The following is a 16,039-nucleotide window of genomic DNA, read 5'->3' on the forward strand; positions in this document are numbered from 1 at the left end:
CACAGGCGCAACGCACGCCGACACCTGCCAGGAGCACACCGATGAACACACTGCCGCTCGCCGCCGCCCTGCTCGTCATGGGCAGCGCCCATGCCGCCAGCCTGCCGAAATTCGAGGTCACCTGCCCCACCGATCTGGCCGTGCGCGCCGACGCCGGCGGCCCGGTGTTCATCAACGACAAGCAGGCCATCCTCAGCAAGTTCAGCGAGCAGTACTACGAGGCCAGGGCCGAGGGCGTGACCATCTCCATCAGCCTGGATGGCAAAGGCACGCCCACGATTTCCTACACCGGCAAGCAGGGCGCCAACGGCGTGTGCGAGAAGCAGGAGGAGCAAGCGCCAGCGGAGCCGGCAGCGGAAACCGAAACGCAGCCGCAGAGCTAGGGGTCTGTACGAAAAGTCGCCGAGCGAAGGTCAGGCAAGGCAAAAACAGGCGAAGAAGCGGAGTTTACCTGCTGTAAATGAGCATTCTGAGCCTGTTTTTAACGCAGCATCACCGAGCGCAGGCACCTTTCGTACAGCCTGGGCCTCACTCGCCGCGGATGTACTGCTCCAGGTGCTGGATCAGGCCATCCTGCTCGGCCAGCGTCTCCTTGATCAGGTCGCCGATGGACAGCAGGCCGAGCAGGCGCTCGCCCTCCACCACCGGCAGATGGCGCAGGTGGCCGTCGGTCATCAGGCTCATGCACTCGCGGATGCTCTGTCGTGGCTGTACCGTCACCACCGGTACGCTCATCACCTCGCGCACCGCCGTGCCGATCGACGAGCGCCCCTGCAACACGCCTTTGCGCGCGTAATCGCGCTCGCTGACGATGCCGACCAGGCGGCCCTGCTCGGTCACCGGCAGGGCGCCGACATTGTGCTCGGCCATCAGCTGCAGCGCCTCGAGCATGCTCGCCTCGGCTGCCACGGTGTGTACGCTCTGCTGCGTCTTGCTGCCGAGCATCTGCGCTACGGTCTTCATGCGAATCCCCCTTGTCCTGTGTTCGCGTCTGTGGGGCGAAGCATCGGGCAAGGGGCTCGGCACGGGCCAAATGGAGATATTCATGGCGGCCATTGAGAAATTCACTGGCGCCACGGCAACCCGGAAGCGGGTGGCGATCGCCTGACCGAGAGCGGCTTCCAACGCCGCAGCGCCACGTCAGGTGATCGTCACCGGGGGCTCAGTCGAGCAGCTGGCTGAAGCCCTTGTCAGCCTCCAGCACCTCCGGCAGCTTGTCGAACAGCGCATCGAGGTCGATGCCCTCGCACAGCGGGCTGTCCAGTTCCTCGCGGGTCTTGGCCAGGTCGCCGTTGTGCAGGCGCAGCGCCTCGGCGATCAGTACCGCCTGAGCCACCAGCCGTGGCAGCGGCATGTCCGCCGGGGCCTGGTGCGGGCGGGCCTGCAGGGCGATGGCCTGCTGGATCACCTCCGGCAGCTGCCAGCGGCGCGCCAGTTCGGCGCCGACCTCGGGGAAGCCGAAGCCCAGCTGCAGCGTCTCCAGCGCCACGCGCCCGGCGGCGTCGGTCTTGCCGCTACGGTTGAGGCGCGCGGCCAGTTCCGGCGCACCGGTCTGGATCAGCAGCTCGCCGATGTTGTGCATCATGCCGCAGGTGAACGCCGTCTCCATCGCCACGCCACGGGTCTTGGCCAGTAGGCGGCAGATGCTCGCCACCTGGAAGCTGTGCTGCCAAAAGCCCTTGAGGTCGAAGCCGGAATCGGTCTTGAACGCGCCGGTCACCGCCGAGGCCAGCACCAGCGTGCGCAGGGTGTTGAAACCCAGTCGCGAGGCGGCGTCCTCGACGCTGTGCGCCTCGCGGGCGCCGCGAAAGCGTGCCGAGTTGGCCAGGCGCAGGACCTTGGCGGCGATCACCGGGTCGAGGTTGATATTGCGCGCGACCGCGTCGAGGTTGGTGTTGGGATTGTCGAACTGCTGGATCAGGTCCTGGGCGACCTTGGGAATGCTGGGTAGGCTGTGAAGCTGTTCGAAGAGGTTGTTGATTTCCATAGAGGCGGGTCTCCGGCGAAGCGGAAGAGTGAGTGGGTGGGACTGAAAACCTTAGTCAGCCCCACCTGATAGGACCCCGCCTTTCGTCGTCTGCGCCCTCTTTTCAGGCCATGGCCCGACGAATGTCCGCCGCCAGCTCGCGCACCCGCGCCTCTTCGGTATCCCAGGAACACATGAAGCGCGCGCCGCCGGCGCCGATGAAGGTGTAGAAGCGCCAGCCCCAGCCGGTCAGGCGTTCGATGGCCGGCTCGGAGAGCTGCAGGAACACACCGTTGGCCTCCACCGGGAACATCAGGCTGACGCCCGGCACATCGACCACCAGCTCGGCCAGCAGGCGCGCGCAGCGGTTGGCGTGGTTGGCGTAGCGCAGCCAGGCGTCGTCCTGCAGCAGGCCGACCCAGGGCGCGGAGAGGAAGCGCATCTTCGAGGCCAGCTGGCCAGCCTGCTTGCAGCGGTAGTCGAAGTCCTCGGCCAGGGCCTTGTTGAAGAACAGGATGGCCTCGCCCACCGCCATGCCGTTCTTGGTGCCGCCGAAGCACAGCACGTCGACCCCGGCCTTCCAGGTCAGCTCGGCCGGGCTGCAGCCGAGGGAGGCGCACGCGTTGGAGAAGCGCGCGCCGTCCATGTGCAGGTTGAGCTTCAGCTCCTTGCACACCTGGCTGATGGCGGCGACTTCCTCGGGCCGGTAGACGGTGCCGACCTCGGTGGCCTGGGTCAGGGTCACCACCCGCGGTTTCGGGTAGTGGATGTCCTGGCGCTTGAGCGCCACCTCGCGGATCGAGGCAGGGGTCAGCTTGCCCTGCTCGGTGCACGCGGTGAGCAGCTTGGAGCCGTTGGAGAAGAATTCCGGCGCGCCGCATTCGTCGGTCTCGACGTGGGCAGTCTCCGAGCAGATCACGCTGTGGTAGCTCTGGCACAGGCTGGACAGAGCCAGGGAGTTGGCCGCCGTGCCGTTGAAGGCGAAGAACACTTCGCAGTCGGTCTCGAACAGCTGGCGGAACTGGTCGGAGGCGCGGGCCGTCCATTCGTCCTCGCCATAGGCGCGCTGGTGGCCGCGATTGGCCTCGGCCATGGCGCTCCAGGCTTCCGGACAGATGCCGGAATAGTTGTCGCTGGCGAATTGCTGGGTCTGGTCGGTCATGAGGAATTCCTTGTGGGAGCGCCGATTATTCTAGGTGGTGCCCCAGCACTCGGAGCCTGTGCTGGGGGCTCGGAAACAGGCGTTGTGGGCGCATTTCCTGGCAATAACAGATTAGCTGTCTGTCGGCATTCTAAAATAACTGTACCTATAGAAAGGTACCGTTCTGGCTGGCTTTGTCAGTGATAAATCACGCGTATCGCCTTTCTCCGCGATCTTCCACGGATGACCAGTACAGTTGCCGCCATAGAAACAGAACAGTTACCAAGCCGCCTAACTAATAGCCCCGCAATTTAGCCCAGCTGTGCCTACAAAATCGACTGCACAGTCAGGAAAATATGCTTCCAGTAGGACACCATCTAACCCCGCTCGACAGCGGAAGGAAGCACCACCATGGAACGCACACTCAGTTCCGACCTCATGTTCCAACAACAGTCCCCGGCCAGCGGCGGCCACCTGCCCCTGCGCGTGCTGGGCACCCTGCTGCTGTGGCAGCGCCGCATCACCAGCCGTCGCGAGCTGGCCCGCCTGGACGAGCGCCTGCTCTCCGACGCCGGCATCAGCACCTACGACCGCGCGGTTGAAGTGAGCAAGCCGTTCTGGCGTTGAGTCGCACCAGCAAGTCGTATCGAAGGGAAGCCGAGCGCTTCCCTTTTTTGTGCCCGTGGTTCTGGCATCGCCAAGCCACAGGCAAGCCGATATAGTGCGCGCCGCCGCGGTAGCGCAATCTGCCATCCAGAAGCACAAGGAAGTAGAGATGTCTCCACTCAAGTCCGCCGCCCTGCTCGCGGCCACTCTGGCCCTCACCGGCTGCTCGGCTGCCGCCTGGTTCAAACTGCCGGAAAACAGCACCCTGGTCATCAACGAGCGTCCGGTCGAGAACAACTATGGCCTGGTGAAGACCCGCCCGTTCTCCTGGGGCGCCGCTGGCGGCGTGCCGTATCGCCTGCAGGACGCGCAGGCCAACACCCTCCAGAGCGGCAAGCTGCGTAGTCGCTTCCGCGTGGCCTCGATCTTCTGGCCGCCGGTGGCCATCGCCTACTGGCCGATGGGCTTTCGCTACCGCTGCTACGACCTGACCGGCGCCGAACCGCAGGCCTGCACCAAGCAGGACCTGATCACCCTGCGGCGCGCCTACCGCATGCACAACTGAGTCGCGCCCATAAAAAAGGGGAGCCCGAGGCTCCCCCAACGGGACTTACTCGTTACGCCGTCAGGCGATCTCCACCAGCACTTCGCCCGGATTGACCCGGTCGCCCTTGGCCACGTGGATGGCCTTGACGGTGCCGGCGATCGGCGCCTGCACTTCGGTTTCCATCTTCATCGCCTCGGTGATCAGCACCGCCTGGCCGGCCTTGACCGTGTCGCCTTCCTTGACCAGCACGTCGACGATGTTGCCCGGCATGGTGGTGCTGACATCGCCCGGCGCGCTGGCGCTCTTGCGCTTGCTGCTGCCCGCGCCGCCGGCGACGAAGTCGTTGAGCGGCTCGAACACCACCTCTTCCGGCATGCCGTCGATGGACAGGTAGAAGTGGCGCTTGCCGTCGCCCTTCACGCCCACGCCGGTGATGTCCACGCGGTAGCTCTCGCCGTGCACGTCGACCACGAACTCGGTCGGCACGCCGCCACCGCCGACAGGCGCCACGCCGCCAGCCTCGGGGATCGGCAGCAGCACTTCCGGAGTCAGGGTGCCGGCGGCACGTTCCTCGAGGAACTTGCGGCCGATGTCCGGGAACATGGCGAAGGTCAGCACGTCCTCTTCGGACTTGGCCAGGCTGCCGATCTCCTCGCGCAGCTTGGCCATCTCCGGCTTGAGCAGGTCGGCCGGGCGCACGTCGATCACTTCCTCGCTGCCGATGGCCTGCTTGCGTAGCGCCTCGTTGACCTTGCCCGGCGCCTTGCCGTAGCGGCCCTGCAGGTACAGCTTCACCTCGTTGGTGATGGTCTTGTAGCGCTCGCCGGCCAGCACGTTGAACACCGCCTGGGTGCCGACGATCTGCGAGGTCGGGGTGACCAGGGGCGGGAAGCCGAGGTCTTCACGCACGCGCGGGATCTCGGCGAACACTTCGTTGATGCGGTTGAGCGCGCCCTGCTCCTTCAGCTGGTTGGCCAGGTTGGACATCATGCCGCCCGGCACCTGGTTGACCTGCACGCGGGTGTCCACGGCGGTGAATTCGCTCTCGAACTGGTGGTACTTCTTGCGAACGGCGTGGAAGTACATGCCGATCTCCTGGATCAGCGCCAGGTCCAGGCCGGTGTCGTATTCGCTGCCGCGCAGGGCGGCGACCATCGACTCGGTGCCCGGGTGGCTGGTGCCCCAGGCGAAGCTGGAAATGGCGGTATCGATGTGATCGGCGCCGGCCTCGATGGCCTTGAGCTGGCACATCGAGCCCATGCCGGCGGTGTCGTGGCTGTGCACGAATACCGGCAGGTCGACCTCGGCCTTCAGCGCCTTGACCAGCTCGGCGGTGGCGAACGGGGTGAGCAGACCGGCCATGTCCTTGATCGCGATGGAGTCGATGCCCATGGCCTGCATGGCCTTGGCCTGGGTGACGTAGGCCGCCACCGTGTGCACCGGGCTGGTGGTGTAGCTCAGGGTGCCCTGGGCGTGCTTGCCGGCGGCCTTCACCGCCTCGATGGACACGCGCAGGTTACGCACGTCGTTCATCGCGTCGAAGATGCGGAACACGTCGATGCCATTCACTGCAGCCTTGGCCACGAAGGCGCGCACCACGTCGTCGCTGTAGTGGCGGTAGCCGAGCAGGTTCTGCCCGCGCAGGAGCATCTGCAGGCGGGTGTTGGGCAGCGCGGCCTTGAACTTGCGCAGGCGCTCCCACGGGTCTTCCTTGAGGAAGCGCACGCAGGCGTCGAAGGTGGCGCCGCCCCAGACTTCCAGCGACCAGTAGCCGACCTTATCGAGCTTGTCGCAGATCGGCAGCATGTCTTCGGTGCGCATGCGGGTGGCGATCAGCGACTGGTGGGCATCGCGCAGGATGGTATCGGTGACGGTAATTTTCTTGCTCATGTTCTGATTCCTTCCCCTACAGGCCGGCGTGGGCGGCAATGGCGGTGGCGATGGCGATGGCCAGGTGCGACGGATTGCGCTTGATCGAGTACTGGGTCAGCTCCGGATGGGCTTCCACGAAGCTGGTGTTGAACTGGCCGCTGCGGAACTCGGGGTTGCGCAGGATTTCCTGGTAATAGGCCGCGGTGGTGCGCACGCCCTGCACGCGCATGTCGTCCAGCGCGCGCAGGCCGCGGTCCATCGCCTCTTCCCAGGTCAGCGCCCAGACGATCAGCTTCAGGCACATGGAGTCGTAGTAGGGCGGAATGGTGTAGCCGGTGTAGATCGCCGTGTCGGTGCGCACGCCGGGGCCGCCGGGGGCGTAGTAGCGGGTGATCTTGCCGAACGAGGGCAGGAAGTTGTTCTTCGGGTCCTCGGCGTTGATGCGGAACTGCAGGGCGAAGCCGCGGTACTGGATGTCTTCCTGCTTGACCGACAGCTCCAGCCCCGAGGCGATGCGGATCTGCTCGCGGACGATGTCGATGCCGGTGATTTCCTCGGTGATGGTGTGCTCCACCTGCACCCGGGTGTTCATCTCCATGAAGTACACCTCGCCCTCGGCGAGCAGGAACTCCACGGTGCCGGCGTTCTCGTAGCCCACCGCCTGGGCGGCGCGCACGGCCAGATCGCCGATATAGGCGCGCTGCTCGGGGGTGAGCTGCGGGCTGGGGGCGATCTCGATCAGCTTCTGGTTGCGGCGCTGGATCGAGCAGTCGCGCTCGAACAGGTGCACGGTGTTGCCGAAGCTGTCGGCGAGAATCTGCGCCTCGATGTGCTTCGGATTGACGATGCATTTTTCCAGGAACACCTCGGCGCGGCCGAAGGCCTTGCTCGCCTCGGAAATCACCCGCGGGTAGGCCTGCTCCAGCTCCTCGCGGCTGTTGCAGCGGCGAATACCGCGACCGCCACCACCGTTGGTGGCCTTGAGCATCACCGGGTAGCCGATGCGGTCGCCCTCGCGCAGGGCTTCGTGGATATCGGCGACGTTGCCCTCGGTGCCCGGGGTGCAGGGCACGCCAGCGGCGATCATGCTGCGCCGCGCCTCGGTCTTGTCGCCCATGCGGCGGATGACCTCGGCGCTGGGGCCGATAAATTTGATGCCGCGCTCGGCGCAGATATCCGCCAGTTCGGCGTTCTCCGAGAGGAAGCCATAGCCGGGGTGGAGGGCATCGCAGCCGGTCTCCACGGCCAGGTTCACCAGCTTGCGCGGGTTGAGGTAGCCGGCCAGCGGGTCGTCGCCGATGCTGTGGGCCTCGTCGGCGCGCTTGACGTGCAGTGCCTGGCGGTCCGCCTCGGAATACACGGCCACCGAGCGGATGCCCATCTCGGCGCAAGCACGCACGATGCGGACGGCGATCTCGCCACGGTTGGCGATGAGGATCTTCTTGATCACGAGCCTGGTTCCTCGATCACGTGAGCAAACGACCGTTGCAAGGCGGTCGACGGGTGACCGCACAGCCCGCGGCGGTCTTGCTTCTAAGCTAGCGCCGTGGATGAATTACCCAAAATCAATAATTGTTGGGGTGACCATTAGCAAAGAATTATAGTTGAGCCAATGAAGACCTTTCGCGAGCCCCTATAGATGCGCAAGTCGTTGATGAGAATGACTTTTCGCCAGCTGCAGATTTTCCGTGCAGTGTGCGAAAGCCTCTCCTACAGCCGCGCCGCCGAGGAAATGGCGCTGACCCAGCCGGCCGTGAGCCTGCAGATTCGCCAGCTGGAAGAGCTGGTCGGCCAGCCGCTGTTCGACTACATCGCCAAGAAGCTCTACCTGACGCCCGCCGCCGAGGCCCTGCTACGCGCCAGCGAGGACGTGTTCGGCCGCCTGGAGGCGCTGGACATGCAGCTCTCCGACCTGCAGGGCTCGCTGCAGGGCCAGCTCAATCTGGCCGTGGAATCCAGCGCCAAGTACCTGGTACCGCACCTGTTCGCCGCCTTTCGCGAGCAGCACCCGGAGGTCAGCCTGCAACTGGCGGTGGTCAACCACGGCCAGGCGGTACGGCGCCTGTCGGTGAGCCGCGACGACCTGCTGATCATGTCGCAGCCGCCCGGCGACCAGGCCCTGGATTTCTTCCCCTTCCTCAACAACCCCATCGTCGCGGTCGCGCCACCGAGCCATCCGCTGTGCTCGCGGGAAAAATTGCGCCTGGGCGACCTGACCGCCTTCCCGCTGCTGGTCCGTGAGATCGGTTCGGGCACTCGTCGCGCCTGCGAGGAATACTGTCACCAGAAGCGCGCCCACTTCGCCCAAACCCTCGAAGTCGGTTCCAGCGAGACCCAGGCCGAAGCGGTGATCGCCGGGCTCGGCCTGGCCCTGTTGCCGCGGCATGCCGTGCGCCTGGAACTGGCCCAGGGCTTGCTGCGTGAACTGCCAGTGGAAGAGCTGCCGCTGCAGCGCAGCTGGTGTGTGGTGCATGTGCGTGGCAAGCGCCTGTCGCCGGTGGCCCAGGCGTTCCGCGACTTCATTCGCAACGAGCGCGCGCAGATCGCGGCGCTGGAGCAGCGTTTCAGCCGTGCAGGCTGAACTGGCAATCTAGGGATTTCGTATATGATATTCGCATCAATAAGCCGACTCGGTGACGCGCCGTGCCCCTACCTCGTTTCAATGCTCCCAACCTGGGAATAGCGCCCGCCGCATCCGAGGTCATCGCCAAGCACCTGCGCGACGCAATCATCTCCGGGCATTTCGCCGAGGACGAGCCGATCCGCCAGGACGACATCGCCCAGCTGTTCAACGTCAGCAAGATCCCCGTGCGCGAGGCGCTCAAGCGCCTGGAGGCCGAGGGCCTTGTGCTGTTCCAGCGCAACAAGGGCGCGGTGGTCACGCGCATCTCCGAGCCGGAGATGGCGCAGATGTTCGAAGTGCGCGTGCTGCTGGAAATGCGCGCGATCCGCCTGGCGGTACCGAACATGAGCGAGGCCACCTTCGCCGCCGCCGAACGCATCTGCGAGGCCTTCCTTGGCGAGGAAGACGTCGGCCGCTGGGCCGAGCTCAACTGGCAGCTGCACGCCTGCCTCTACGAGCCGGCGCAACGGCCGTTCCTGGTCAACCTGATCCGCTCGATCCACGACAAGCTGGAGCGCTACCTGCGCATGCAGATGAGCCTGTCCGAGGGCAAAGACCGCGCCGACCACGAGCACCGCGAAATCATCGCCGCCTGCCGCGCCGGCGACGCCGAGACCGCCGCCCGGCTGATCGAGGAGCACATCAACGGCGTGTGCCAGACGCTCTACGAGCACCTGCCCAATCGCGTCTGAGGCTGTGCCGATTTCGTCATAGCGTCGACGGAAATGGCTCAAGCCGCCGACCTCGTTCCGGCGGCACCCTTGCCGAAACCATTCAGCGGCAGGGGCCTGCATGCAACGTATCCGTGTACTCGACTCGCACACCGGTGGCGAACCGACTCGCCTGGTTCTCGAAGGCTTCCCCGATCTCGGCACCGGCAGCATGGCCGAGCGCCGCCAACTGCTGAGCGAGCGCTTCGACCAGTGGCGCGCCGCCAGCGTGCTGGAGCCGCGCGGCAGTGACGTGCTGGTCGGCGCCCTGCTGTGCGAGCCGGTCGACCCGAGCGCCTGTGCCGGAGTGATCTTCTTCAACAACACCGGCTACCTCGGCATGTGCGGCCACGGCACCATCGGCCTGGTGGTCTCCCTGGCGCACCTGGGTCGCATCGGCCCCGGCGTGCACAAGATCGAGACGCCGGTCGGCACCGTCGAGGCGACCCTGCACGACGACCGCTCGGTGAGCGTGCGCAACGTGCCGGCCTACCGCTACCGCAAGGCGGTCGCCGTTGATGTGCCGGGCCATGGCCAGGTAGCGGGCGATATCGCCTGGGGCGGCAACTGGTTCTTCCTGATCAGCGATCACGGCCTGCGCGTGGCCGGCGACAATCTCGACGCCCTTACCGCTTATTCCGTGGCCGTGCAGCAGGCCCTGGAAGACCAGGGCATCCGTGGCGAAGACGGCGGCCTGATCGACCATATCGAGCTGTTCGCCGATGACGCGGAGGCCGACAGCCGCAACTTCGTGCTTTGTCCTGGCAAGGCCTACGACCGCTCGCCCTGCGGCACCGGCACCAGCGCCAAGCTGGCGTGCCTGGCGGCAGACGGCAAGCTGCAGCCGGGCCAGCTGTGGCGCCAGGCCAGCGTGATCGGCAGCCAGTTCGAGGGCAGCTACGAGAACACCGATGGTGGTCGCATCATCCCCACCATTCGCGGCCGCGCGCATATCAGCGCCGAGGCCACCCTGCTGATCGAGGCGGACGACCCGTTCGCCTGGGGCATTCGCCTGTGAGCGATGGCGCCGACGTCATCGTCATCGGCGCCGGCATAGTCGGCGCCGCCTGCGCCCATGAGCTGGCCAGGCGTAGCCAGCGCGTGCTGGTGCTGGATGCCGGCCTGCGCGCCGCCACCGCCGCCGGCATGGGCCACCTGATCGTGCTCGACGACAACCCGGCGGAGCTGGCGCTCAGCCAATACTCGGTGCAGCGCTGGCGCGACTGGGCCCACGATATGCCGGACGACTGCGCCTACCGGCAGAACGGCACCCTGTGGCTGGCCGCCAACGCCGAGGAGATGGCGGTGGCCGAGGCCAAGTACCAGGTGCTGCGCGAGCATGGCCTGGACTGCCAGTTGCTCGGCGCCGACGCCCTGCGCAACGCCGAACCGGAACTGCGCGAAGGGCTGCACGGCGGCCTGCGAGTGATCGGCGACGGTATTCTCTACGCGCCCAACGCGGCGCGCTGGCTGCTCGACCACCCGCTGATCGAGCAGCGCCAGGCTCATGTGACGGAGATCGACGGTAACCGCGTCCGCCTGCCGGACGGCGCCTGGCTCAGCGCCCAGGCGGTGATCCTGGCCGGCGGCGCCCATGTCACCGAGCTATGCCCGGAACTACCGATCGAGCCGAAGAAGGGCCACCTGCTGATCACCGACCGCTACCCCGGGCGCATCAGCCATACCCTGGTGGAACTCGGCTACGTGACCAGCGCACACAACCTCACCGGCCCGTCGACCGCCGCCAATATCCAGCCGCGGCCGACCGGCCAGCTGTTCATCGGCGCCTCGCGGCAGTTCGGCACCAGCGATCCGGAAGTCGAGCCGTGGATGCTGGCGAAGATGCTGCAACGCGCCGTCGACTACATGCCGGGCCTGGCCCGGCTCAACGGCATCCGCGCCTGGACCGGCTTCCGCGCCGCCAGCCCGGACGGCCTGCCGCTGCTCGGCGAGCACCCACAGCGCCCCGGCCTGTGGCTGGCGGTCGGCCACGAGGGCCTGGGCGTCACCACCGCCCCGGGCAGCGCCGACCTGCTGGTCGCCCAGCTACTTGGCGAGACCGCACCACTGGCTGCGGAACCATATCTGCCGCAGCGCTTCCCCGGAGTACGCGCGCATGCCTGAACTGATTCTCGACGGCCGCCGGCTGCAGGTGGCTCCCGGTACCACAGTGGCCGCCGCGCTGATGCTTGGCGGTGACGGCACCAGCCGCACCTCGGTCAGCGGCCAGCGCCGCGCGCCGGTGTGCGGCATGGGCATCTGCCAGGAATGCCGGGTGACCATCGACGGCCAGCGCCGCCTGGCCTGCCAGACCCTGTGCCGCGACGGCATGCGGGTGGAGAGCCGGCCATGAAGGTGGACATCCTCATCATCGGCGCCGGCCCCGCCGGCATGGCCGCGGCCCTGGCCGCCGCGCCGAGTGGCGCGCGCATCGCCGTGCTCGACGACAACCCCGCCGCTGGCGGGCAGATCTGGCGCGACGGCCCGCAGGCACACCTGCCCGCACTGGCCCGCGAGCATCGCCAACGCCTGGAAGCCCAGGCCAACATAGAGCTGCTGCCGGCCACCCGCGTGGTCGCCCTGGCCGGGCCCAAGGCGCTGCTGGTGGAAGATCCCGAGCAGGGCCGCGTGATCGAGTACGACAGGCTGATCCTCTGCACCGGCGCCCGCGAACTGCTGCTGCCCTTCCCCGGCTGGACCCTGCCTGGCGTCACCGGCGCCGGCGGCCTGCAGGCGCTGATCAAGGGCGGCATGCCGGTGGCTGGCGAGCGCATCGTCATCGCCGGCAGTGGCCCGCTGTTGCTGGCCAGCGCCGCCACCGCGAAAGACAACGGCGCGACGGTGCTGCATATCGCCGAGCAGGCCAGCTGGTCCGCCGTGGCCGGCTTTGCCGCGCAACTGCCGCGCTGGCCGCACAAGCTGCTGCAATCGTTCGGCCTGTTCCATCCTGGCTACCGGGCGGGCAGCCATGTCCTCGAAGCGCTGGGCGAGGGCCAGCTGGAAGCGGTGCGCCTGAGCGTCGGTGGACAGATCCGCGAAGTCGCCTGCGAACGGCTGGCCTGTGGCTTCGGCCTGATTCCCAATCTGCAGCTGGGCCAGGCGTTGGGCTGCCGCATCGACAACAACGCCATCGCCGTCGATGCCTGGCAAACCACCAGCCTGGATAGCGTCTACGCCGCCGGTGAGAGCACCGGTTTCGGTGGTAGCGAAAAGGCCCTGGTGGAAGGCGCCATCGCCGGCCATGCCGCGGTGGGTGAGCGCGACGCCGCGCAGCGCCTGTGGTCGCAGCGCCAGCACTGGCAAGGCTTTGCCACTGCATTGAATACCGCCTTTGCCTTGCGTGACGAGGTGAAGGGCTTGGCCAGGCCGGACACCCTGATATGCCGCTGCGAAGACGTGCCGCTATCTGCCGTGGCCGATCACCACGGCTGGAGCCAGGCCAAGATGGCCAGCCGCTGCGGCATGGGCGCCTGCCAGGGGCGGGTCTGCGGCGGTGCCGCCCAGGCGCTGTTCGGCTGGCAGCCGACGGCGCCACGCCCGCCGTTCAGTCCGGCGCGCATCGAGACCTTGCTGGAATTGCGTGGCGAGCCTCATTCCCAGGCGTAGAGCCAGCCGACGGCGCTGACCTGCTCGCCGTCGAAGGCCACCAGCAGCTGGTCGTGGTTGCCGCGCCAGTGGTAGCTCCACAGCCTCTCGCCCGGCTCGCCGCGCCAATCGGTGCGGCGCAGCCAGTCGGCGTACTCGACGCCATCAGCGGTCACTTGCCCATCGGGCTCGCCCATCAGCGCGCGCACGCCTGCCTCGTCCGGTTTTTCCGCAATCAGGCGTTCGGCCAGGCCCTGCATCAACTGGTGCTTGCGCCCCTGCCAGGCATCCAGATCCTTGTTCCAGGCCGCTCCATCGAAATGTCCGCGCTGCTGGCGTAGCTGTGCCCATTCCCTGGCTTCAGCACCATCGCCCGACGCCGGCCCGGCACTGCAGCCCAGGCTGGCGAGCAGCGGCAGAGCTACAAACAGTGCACTGAATTGCCTCATGAAATCGCTCATTTAGTGGCCATTTGCCGCGAATCTGTACGCATCACGCGGCCATCATCCGACAAATTGACAGACCCGCCAGTGACTTCTAGGTTTCTTTGACTCTTGCTGCCAGACCGGCCACCTCCCGACGCCACGCCAGGAAAGGATCCCAGCCCGTGCAGTCGGCACCAGAGCGTTCGCCGTATCCGCTGCGGTCCACAAGACCGCCATCGGAACCGTGCCCGCTTATCGAGCGGGCGCCCCTACTACATGGACAGGAACAGCAAGAATGATAAAGCGGAACCTCACGCTCGCCATCGGCGCGGGCATCGCCACCCTTTGCATGCTGCAAAACGCTCAGGCCAACACCGAGGTCCAGGCCCAGGAAGACTTCCTCCTGCTGGAACAGGAGAAGGCCGCCAACCAGGTGTACAAGGCGTTCTTCCCCAATCTGGATATCGCCCGCAAGGCCGCCATCAGCTTCCACGGTCAATTGCTCGAATCGCACTATGAGCAGGGCTACCTGATCATGGAGCTGACTGCCGAAGAACAGGAGAAGCTGGCCGCGTTCGGCTTCACCTTCCAGGTGGCTGACGACTTCATCGCCAAGCGCAACCAGATCCTCGGCAAGATCCAGCAACGCCTGCAGCAGCGCAGCCTGAGCACCAGCGCGGCGACCGCCGATGCAGGCATCGCCAGCATCCCCGGCTATGCCTGCTACGAGACGGTGGAAGAGACCTACGCGGCCGCCGCCGGTATGGCCAGCACGCACCCGCAACTGGCGCAGTGGCTGACCGTCGGCCAGTCTTGGGAGAAGACCCAGGGCCTGGGCGGCTACGACATCGGCGTGCTCAAGCTGACTAACCAGAACAAGCCCGGCGACAAGCCCAAGCTGCTGATCAACAGCGCCATCCATGCCCGCGAGTACACCACCGCGCCGCTGGTGCTGGCCTTCGCCCGCTGGCTGGTGGACGGCTACGGGGTGGACCCGGACGCCACCTGGATCCTCGATCACCACGAAGTGCACCTGCTGCTGCAGACCAACCCGGACGGGCGCAAGAAGGCCGAGACCGGGCTGTCCTGGCGCAAGAACACCAACCAGAACTACTGCGGGCCGAACAGCAACACGCGCGGCGCCGACCTCAACCGCAACTTCACTTTCGGCTGGAACAGCACCAACGGCCAGGGCTCCAGTGGTGCCCAGTGCAACGACACCTATCGCGGCCCCAGCGCCGGCTCCGAGCCGGAAGTGCAGGCCCTGGAAGCTTACGCGCGGAGCATCTGGCCGGACCGCCGCGGCCCCAACCGCGGCGATGCGGCGCCTAGCAACACCAGCGGCATCCACTTGGATATCCACAGCTACAGCGAGCTGGTGCTCTGGCCCTGGGGCGACACCAGCCAGGCCGCGCCCAACGGCACGGCGCTGCAGACCCTGGGCCGCAAGTTCGCCTTCTTCAACGGCTACACCCCGCAGCAGTCGGTCGGCCTGTATCCCACCGACGGCACCAGCGACGGCATCAGCTATGGCGAACTAGGCGTGGCGGCCTACACCTTCGAGCTGGGCACCCAGTTCTTCCAGACCTGCGCCGTGTACCAGAACACGGTGAAGCCGAAGAACCTGCCGGCGCTGATCTACGCCGCCAAGGTGGTGCGCACGCCGTACGTGACCCCGGCCGGGCCGGACGTGGCCAGCGTCGTGCTGAGCGGCGGCGCGGCCACCACGGGAGTGCCGGCCGGCACGCCGGTGACGCTGTCGGCCAGCACCAGCGACCTGCGCTTCAGCACGGCCAACGGCACCGAGGCGACGCAGAACATTGCCGCCGCCGAGTACTACATCGACAAGGCGCCCTGGGAAGCCGGCGCCACGCCCGTCGTCCTGCAACCGCTGGACGGCGCGTTCAACGCCAAGACCGAGAACCTGACCGGCACGCTGGACACCACCGGTCTGGCCACCGGCAAGCACCTGGTCTATGTACGCGCCCGTGACGCCGGCGGCAGCTGGGGTGCGGTCAGCTCCAGCTTCCTGGTGATCGGCGAAGGCACGCCACAACCCACCTACTGCAGCGCCGCCAGCGGCAACTCCGCTTCCGAGTGGATCGGCCAGGTCCAGGTCGGCACCTTCAGCCGCAGCTCCGCCGCCAGCACCTACAGCGACTTCACCGCCCAGGTGATCGACCTGCAGCGCGGCGCCAACAGCCTGCGCCTGACTCCGCAGTTCTCCGGCCGCGCCTACGCCGAGTACTGGAAGGCCTGGGTCGATCTGAACAAGGACGGCGACTTCCTCGACGCCGGTGAAGAGGTGTACAGCTCGGGCCGCGCCCTGAGCACGGTGGCCACCGGCAACCTGACCATCCCGGCCAGCGCCCCGGCCGGCAAGACGCGCCTGCGCATCGCCATGCGCTACAACGCGGCTCCCGTGCCCTGCGGCACCTTCAACTACGGCGAAGTGGAGGACTACAGCATCCGTCTGCCATGACGCGAGAGCGGCCCGCCTACGGGCGGGCCGCTTGTCCCCATCGCCTACCGCTGCGCAGAATGGGCGCCTTCCAGGCCAGTGC

Annotated in this window: 16 protein-coding genes; 10 read left to right on the forward strand and 6 right to left on the reverse strand. The window is 66.8% G+C overall.

What is annotated here, in order from left to right; genetic code table 11:
- The first annotated feature begins 41 nt into the window (after positions 1–41).
- Positions 42–383, forward strand: coding sequence for a hypothetical protein (locus N7607_RS07295; protein WP_279869221.1), 342 nt, complete (start codon positions 42–44; stop codon positions 381–383).
- Between the two features lie 145 nt (positions 384–528).
- Here N7607_RS07295 and N7607_RS07300 read toward each other — a convergent pair whose 3' ends face one another.
- From N7607_RS07300 to N7607_RS07310, 3 genes are all read right to left on the reverse strand, one after another.
- Positions 529–963 carry a CBS domain-containing protein gene (locus tag N7607_RS07300; protein WP_279869223.1) on the reverse strand — a complete coding sequence of 145 codons (435 nt, stop codon included), beginning with the start codon at positions 961–963 and terminating at the stop codon, positions 529–531.
- A 199-nt stretch (positions 964–1,162) separates the two neighbouring features.
- The gene (locus tag N7607_RS07305) at positions 1,163–1,987 is read right to left on the reverse strand and encodes an HDOD domain-containing protein (RefSeq protein ID WP_279869224.1); all 825 of its coding nucleotides are present in this window, start codon (positions 1,985–1,987) and stop codon (positions 1,163–1,165) included.
- A gap of 103 nt (positions 1,988–2,090) precedes the next feature.
- A complete protein-coding gene (locus N7607_RS07310; RefSeq protein ID WP_279869226.1) occupies positions 2,091–3,128 on the reverse strand; it encodes a low specificity L-threonine aldolase in 1,038 nt (345 codons plus the stop codon).
- A 390-nt stretch (positions 3,129–3,518) separates the two neighbouring features.
- Here N7607_RS07310 and N7607_RS07315 point away from each other — a divergent pair, with 390 nt between their 5' ends.
- Together N7607_RS07315 and N7607_RS07320 are read left to right on the forward strand one after the other, a co-directional pair.
- Positions 3,519–3,734, forward strand: a complete 216-nt coding sequence (locus N7607_RS07315; protein ID WP_279869228.1) for a DUF1127 domain-containing protein — start codon at positions 3,519–3,521, stop codon at positions 3,732–3,734.
- Positions 3,735–3,882: 148 nt separating this feature from the next.
- Entirely contained in the window at positions 3,883–4,278 is a 396-nt protein-coding gene (locus N7607_RS07320) for a hypothetical protein (RefSeq protein ID WP_279869229.1), read from the forward strand.
- Between the two features lie 60 nt (positions 4,279–4,338).
- On the opposite strand, the gene oadA is transcribed toward N7607_RS07320, so the two are convergent.
- Positions 4,339–6,150, reverse strand: coding sequence for a sodium-extruding oxaloacetate decarboxylase subunit alpha (gene oadA, locus N7607_RS07325; RefSeq protein WP_279869230.1), 1,812 nt, complete (start codon positions 6,148–6,150; stop codon positions 4,339–4,341).
- A 16-nt stretch (positions 6,151–6,166) separates the two neighbouring features.
- Positions 6,167–7,582, reverse strand: a complete 1,416-nt coding sequence (locus N7607_RS07330; protein WP_279869231.1) for an acetyl-CoA carboxylase biotin carboxylase subunit — start codon at positions 7,580–7,582, stop codon at positions 6,167–6,169.
- Between the two features lie 189 nt (positions 7,583–7,771).
- Here N7607_RS07330 and N7607_RS07335 point away from each other — a divergent pair, with 189 nt between their 5' ends.
- The 6 genes from N7607_RS07335 to N7607_RS07360 all read left to right on the forward strand — a co-directional run bounded on the left by N7607_RS07335 (position 7,772) and on the right by N7607_RS07360 (position 13,071).
- Positions 7,772–8,713, forward strand: a complete 942-nt coding sequence (locus N7607_RS07335; protein ID WP_279869233.1) for a LysR family transcriptional regulator — start codon at positions 7,772–7,774, stop codon at positions 8,711–8,713.
- 62 nt (positions 8,714–8,775) lie between these two features.
- Complete coding sequence (locus N7607_RS07340) at positions 8,776–9,447, forward strand: GntR family transcriptional regulator (protein ID WP_137974516.1); 672 nt, start codon at positions 8,776–8,778, stop codon at positions 9,445–9,447.
- A 100-nt stretch (positions 9,448–9,547) separates the two neighbouring features.
- Positions 9,548–10,483, forward strand: coding sequence for a 4-hydroxyproline epimerase (locus N7607_RS07345; RefSeq protein WP_279869235.1), 936 nt, complete (start codon positions 9,548–9,550; stop codon positions 10,481–10,483).
- Positions 10,480–11,589 (forward strand): FAD-dependent oxidoreductase, encoded by a 1,110-nt coding sequence (locus N7607_RS07350; protein ID WP_279869236.1) that lies wholly within the window; start codon positions 10,480–10,482, stop codon positions 11,587–11,589. The genes N7607_RS07345 and N7607_RS07350 overlap by 4 nt, the downstream gene beginning before the upstream one ends.
- Positions 11,582–11,818: a (2Fe-2S)-binding protein gene (locus N7607_RS07355; RefSeq protein ID WP_279869237.1), complete on the forward strand. Its 237-nt coding sequence runs from the start codon at positions 11,582–11,584 to the stop codon at positions 11,816–11,818. Before N7607_RS07350 ends, N7607_RS07355 begins: the two co-directional genes overlap by 8 nt.
- The gene (locus tag N7607_RS07360; protein WP_279869239.1) at positions 11,815–13,071 is read left to right on the forward strand and encodes an FAD/NAD(P)-binding oxidoreductase; all 1,257 of its coding nucleotides are present in this window, start codon (positions 11,815–11,817) and stop codon (positions 13,069–13,071) included. Before N7607_RS07355 ends, N7607_RS07360 begins: the two co-directional genes overlap by 4 nt.
- Here N7607_RS07360 and N7607_RS07365 read toward each other — a convergent pair.
- The gene (locus N7607_RS07365; RefSeq protein WP_279869241.1) at positions 13,056–13,499 is read right to left on the reverse strand and encodes a hypothetical protein; all 444 of its coding nucleotides are present in this window, start codon (positions 13,497–13,499) and stop codon (positions 13,056–13,058) included. The two genes, N7607_RS07360 and N7607_RS07365, sit on opposite strands and share 16 nt — an antisense overlap.
- Positions 13,500–13,770: 271 nt before the next feature.
- Here N7607_RS07365 and N7607_RS07370 point away from each other — a divergent pair, with 271 nt between their 5' ends.
- A complete protein-coding gene (locus tag N7607_RS07370; protein ID WP_279869242.1) occupies positions 13,771–15,957 on the forward strand; it encodes a M14 family zinc carboxypeptidase in 2,187 nt (728 codons plus the stop codon).
- The last annotated feature ends 82 nt before the right edge of the window (positions 15,958–16,039 follow it).

This window comes from Pseudomonas sp. GD04019 (assembly GCF_029837695.1).
GTDB lineage: Bacteria > Pseudomonadota > Gammaproteobacteria > Pseudomonadales > Pseudomonadaceae > Aquipseudomonas.

What these genes read in the sequence shown, in the direction of transcription:
- N7607_RS07295 (WP_279869221.1), top strand. Translation starts at nt 42, where the DNA reads ATGAACACACTGCCGCTCGCCGCCGCCCTGCTCGTCATGGGCAGCGCC.
- N7607_RS07300 (WP_279869223.1), bottom strand. Translation starts at nt 963, where the DNA reads ATGAAGACCGTAGCGCAGATGCTCGGCAGCAAGACGCAGCAGAGCGTA.
- N7607_RS07305 (WP_279869224.1), bottom strand. Translation starts at nt 1,987, where the DNA reads ATGGAAATCAACAACCTCTTCGAACAGCTTCACAGCCTACCCAGCATT.
- N7607_RS07310 (WP_279869226.1), bottom strand. Translation starts at nt 3,128, where the DNA reads ATGACCGACCAGACCCAGCAATTCGCCAGCGACAACTATTCCGGCATC.
- N7607_RS07315 (WP_279869228.1), top strand. Translation starts at nt 3,519, where the DNA reads ATGGAACGCACACTCAGTTCCGACCTCATGTTCCAACAACAGTCCCCG.
- N7607_RS07320 (WP_279869229.1), top strand. Translation starts at nt 3,883, where the DNA reads ATGTCTCCACTCAAGTCCGCCGCCCTGCTCGCGGCCACTCTGGCCCTC.
- oadA (WP_279869230.1), bottom strand. Translation starts at nt 6,150, where the DNA reads ATGAGCAAGAAAATTACCGTCACCGATACCATCCTGCGCGATGCCCAC.
- N7607_RS07335 (WP_279869233.1), top strand. Translation starts at nt 7,772, where the DNA reads ATGCGCAAGTCGTTGATGAGAATGACTTTTCGCCAGCTGCAGATTTTC.
- N7607_RS07345 (WP_279869235.1), top strand. Translation starts at nt 9,548, where the DNA reads ATGCAACGTATCCGTGTACTCGACTCGCACACCGGTGGCGAACCGACT.
- N7607_RS07355 (WP_279869237.1), top strand. Translation starts at nt 11,582, where the DNA reads ATGCCTGAACTGATTCTCGACGGCCGCCGGCTGCAGGTGGCTCCCGGT.
- N7607_RS07360 (WP_279869239.1), top strand. Translation starts at nt 11,815, where the DNA reads ATGAAGGTGGACATCCTCATCATCGGCGCCGGCCCCGCCGGCATGGCC.
- N7607_RS07365 (WP_279869241.1), bottom strand. Translation starts at nt 13,499, where the DNA reads ATGAGGCAATTCAGTGCACTGTTTGTAGCTCTGCCGCTGCTCGCCAGC.
- N7607_RS07370 (WP_279869242.1), top strand. Translation starts at nt 13,771, where the DNA reads ATGATAAAGCGGAACCTCACGCTCGCCATCGGCGCGGGCATCGCCACC.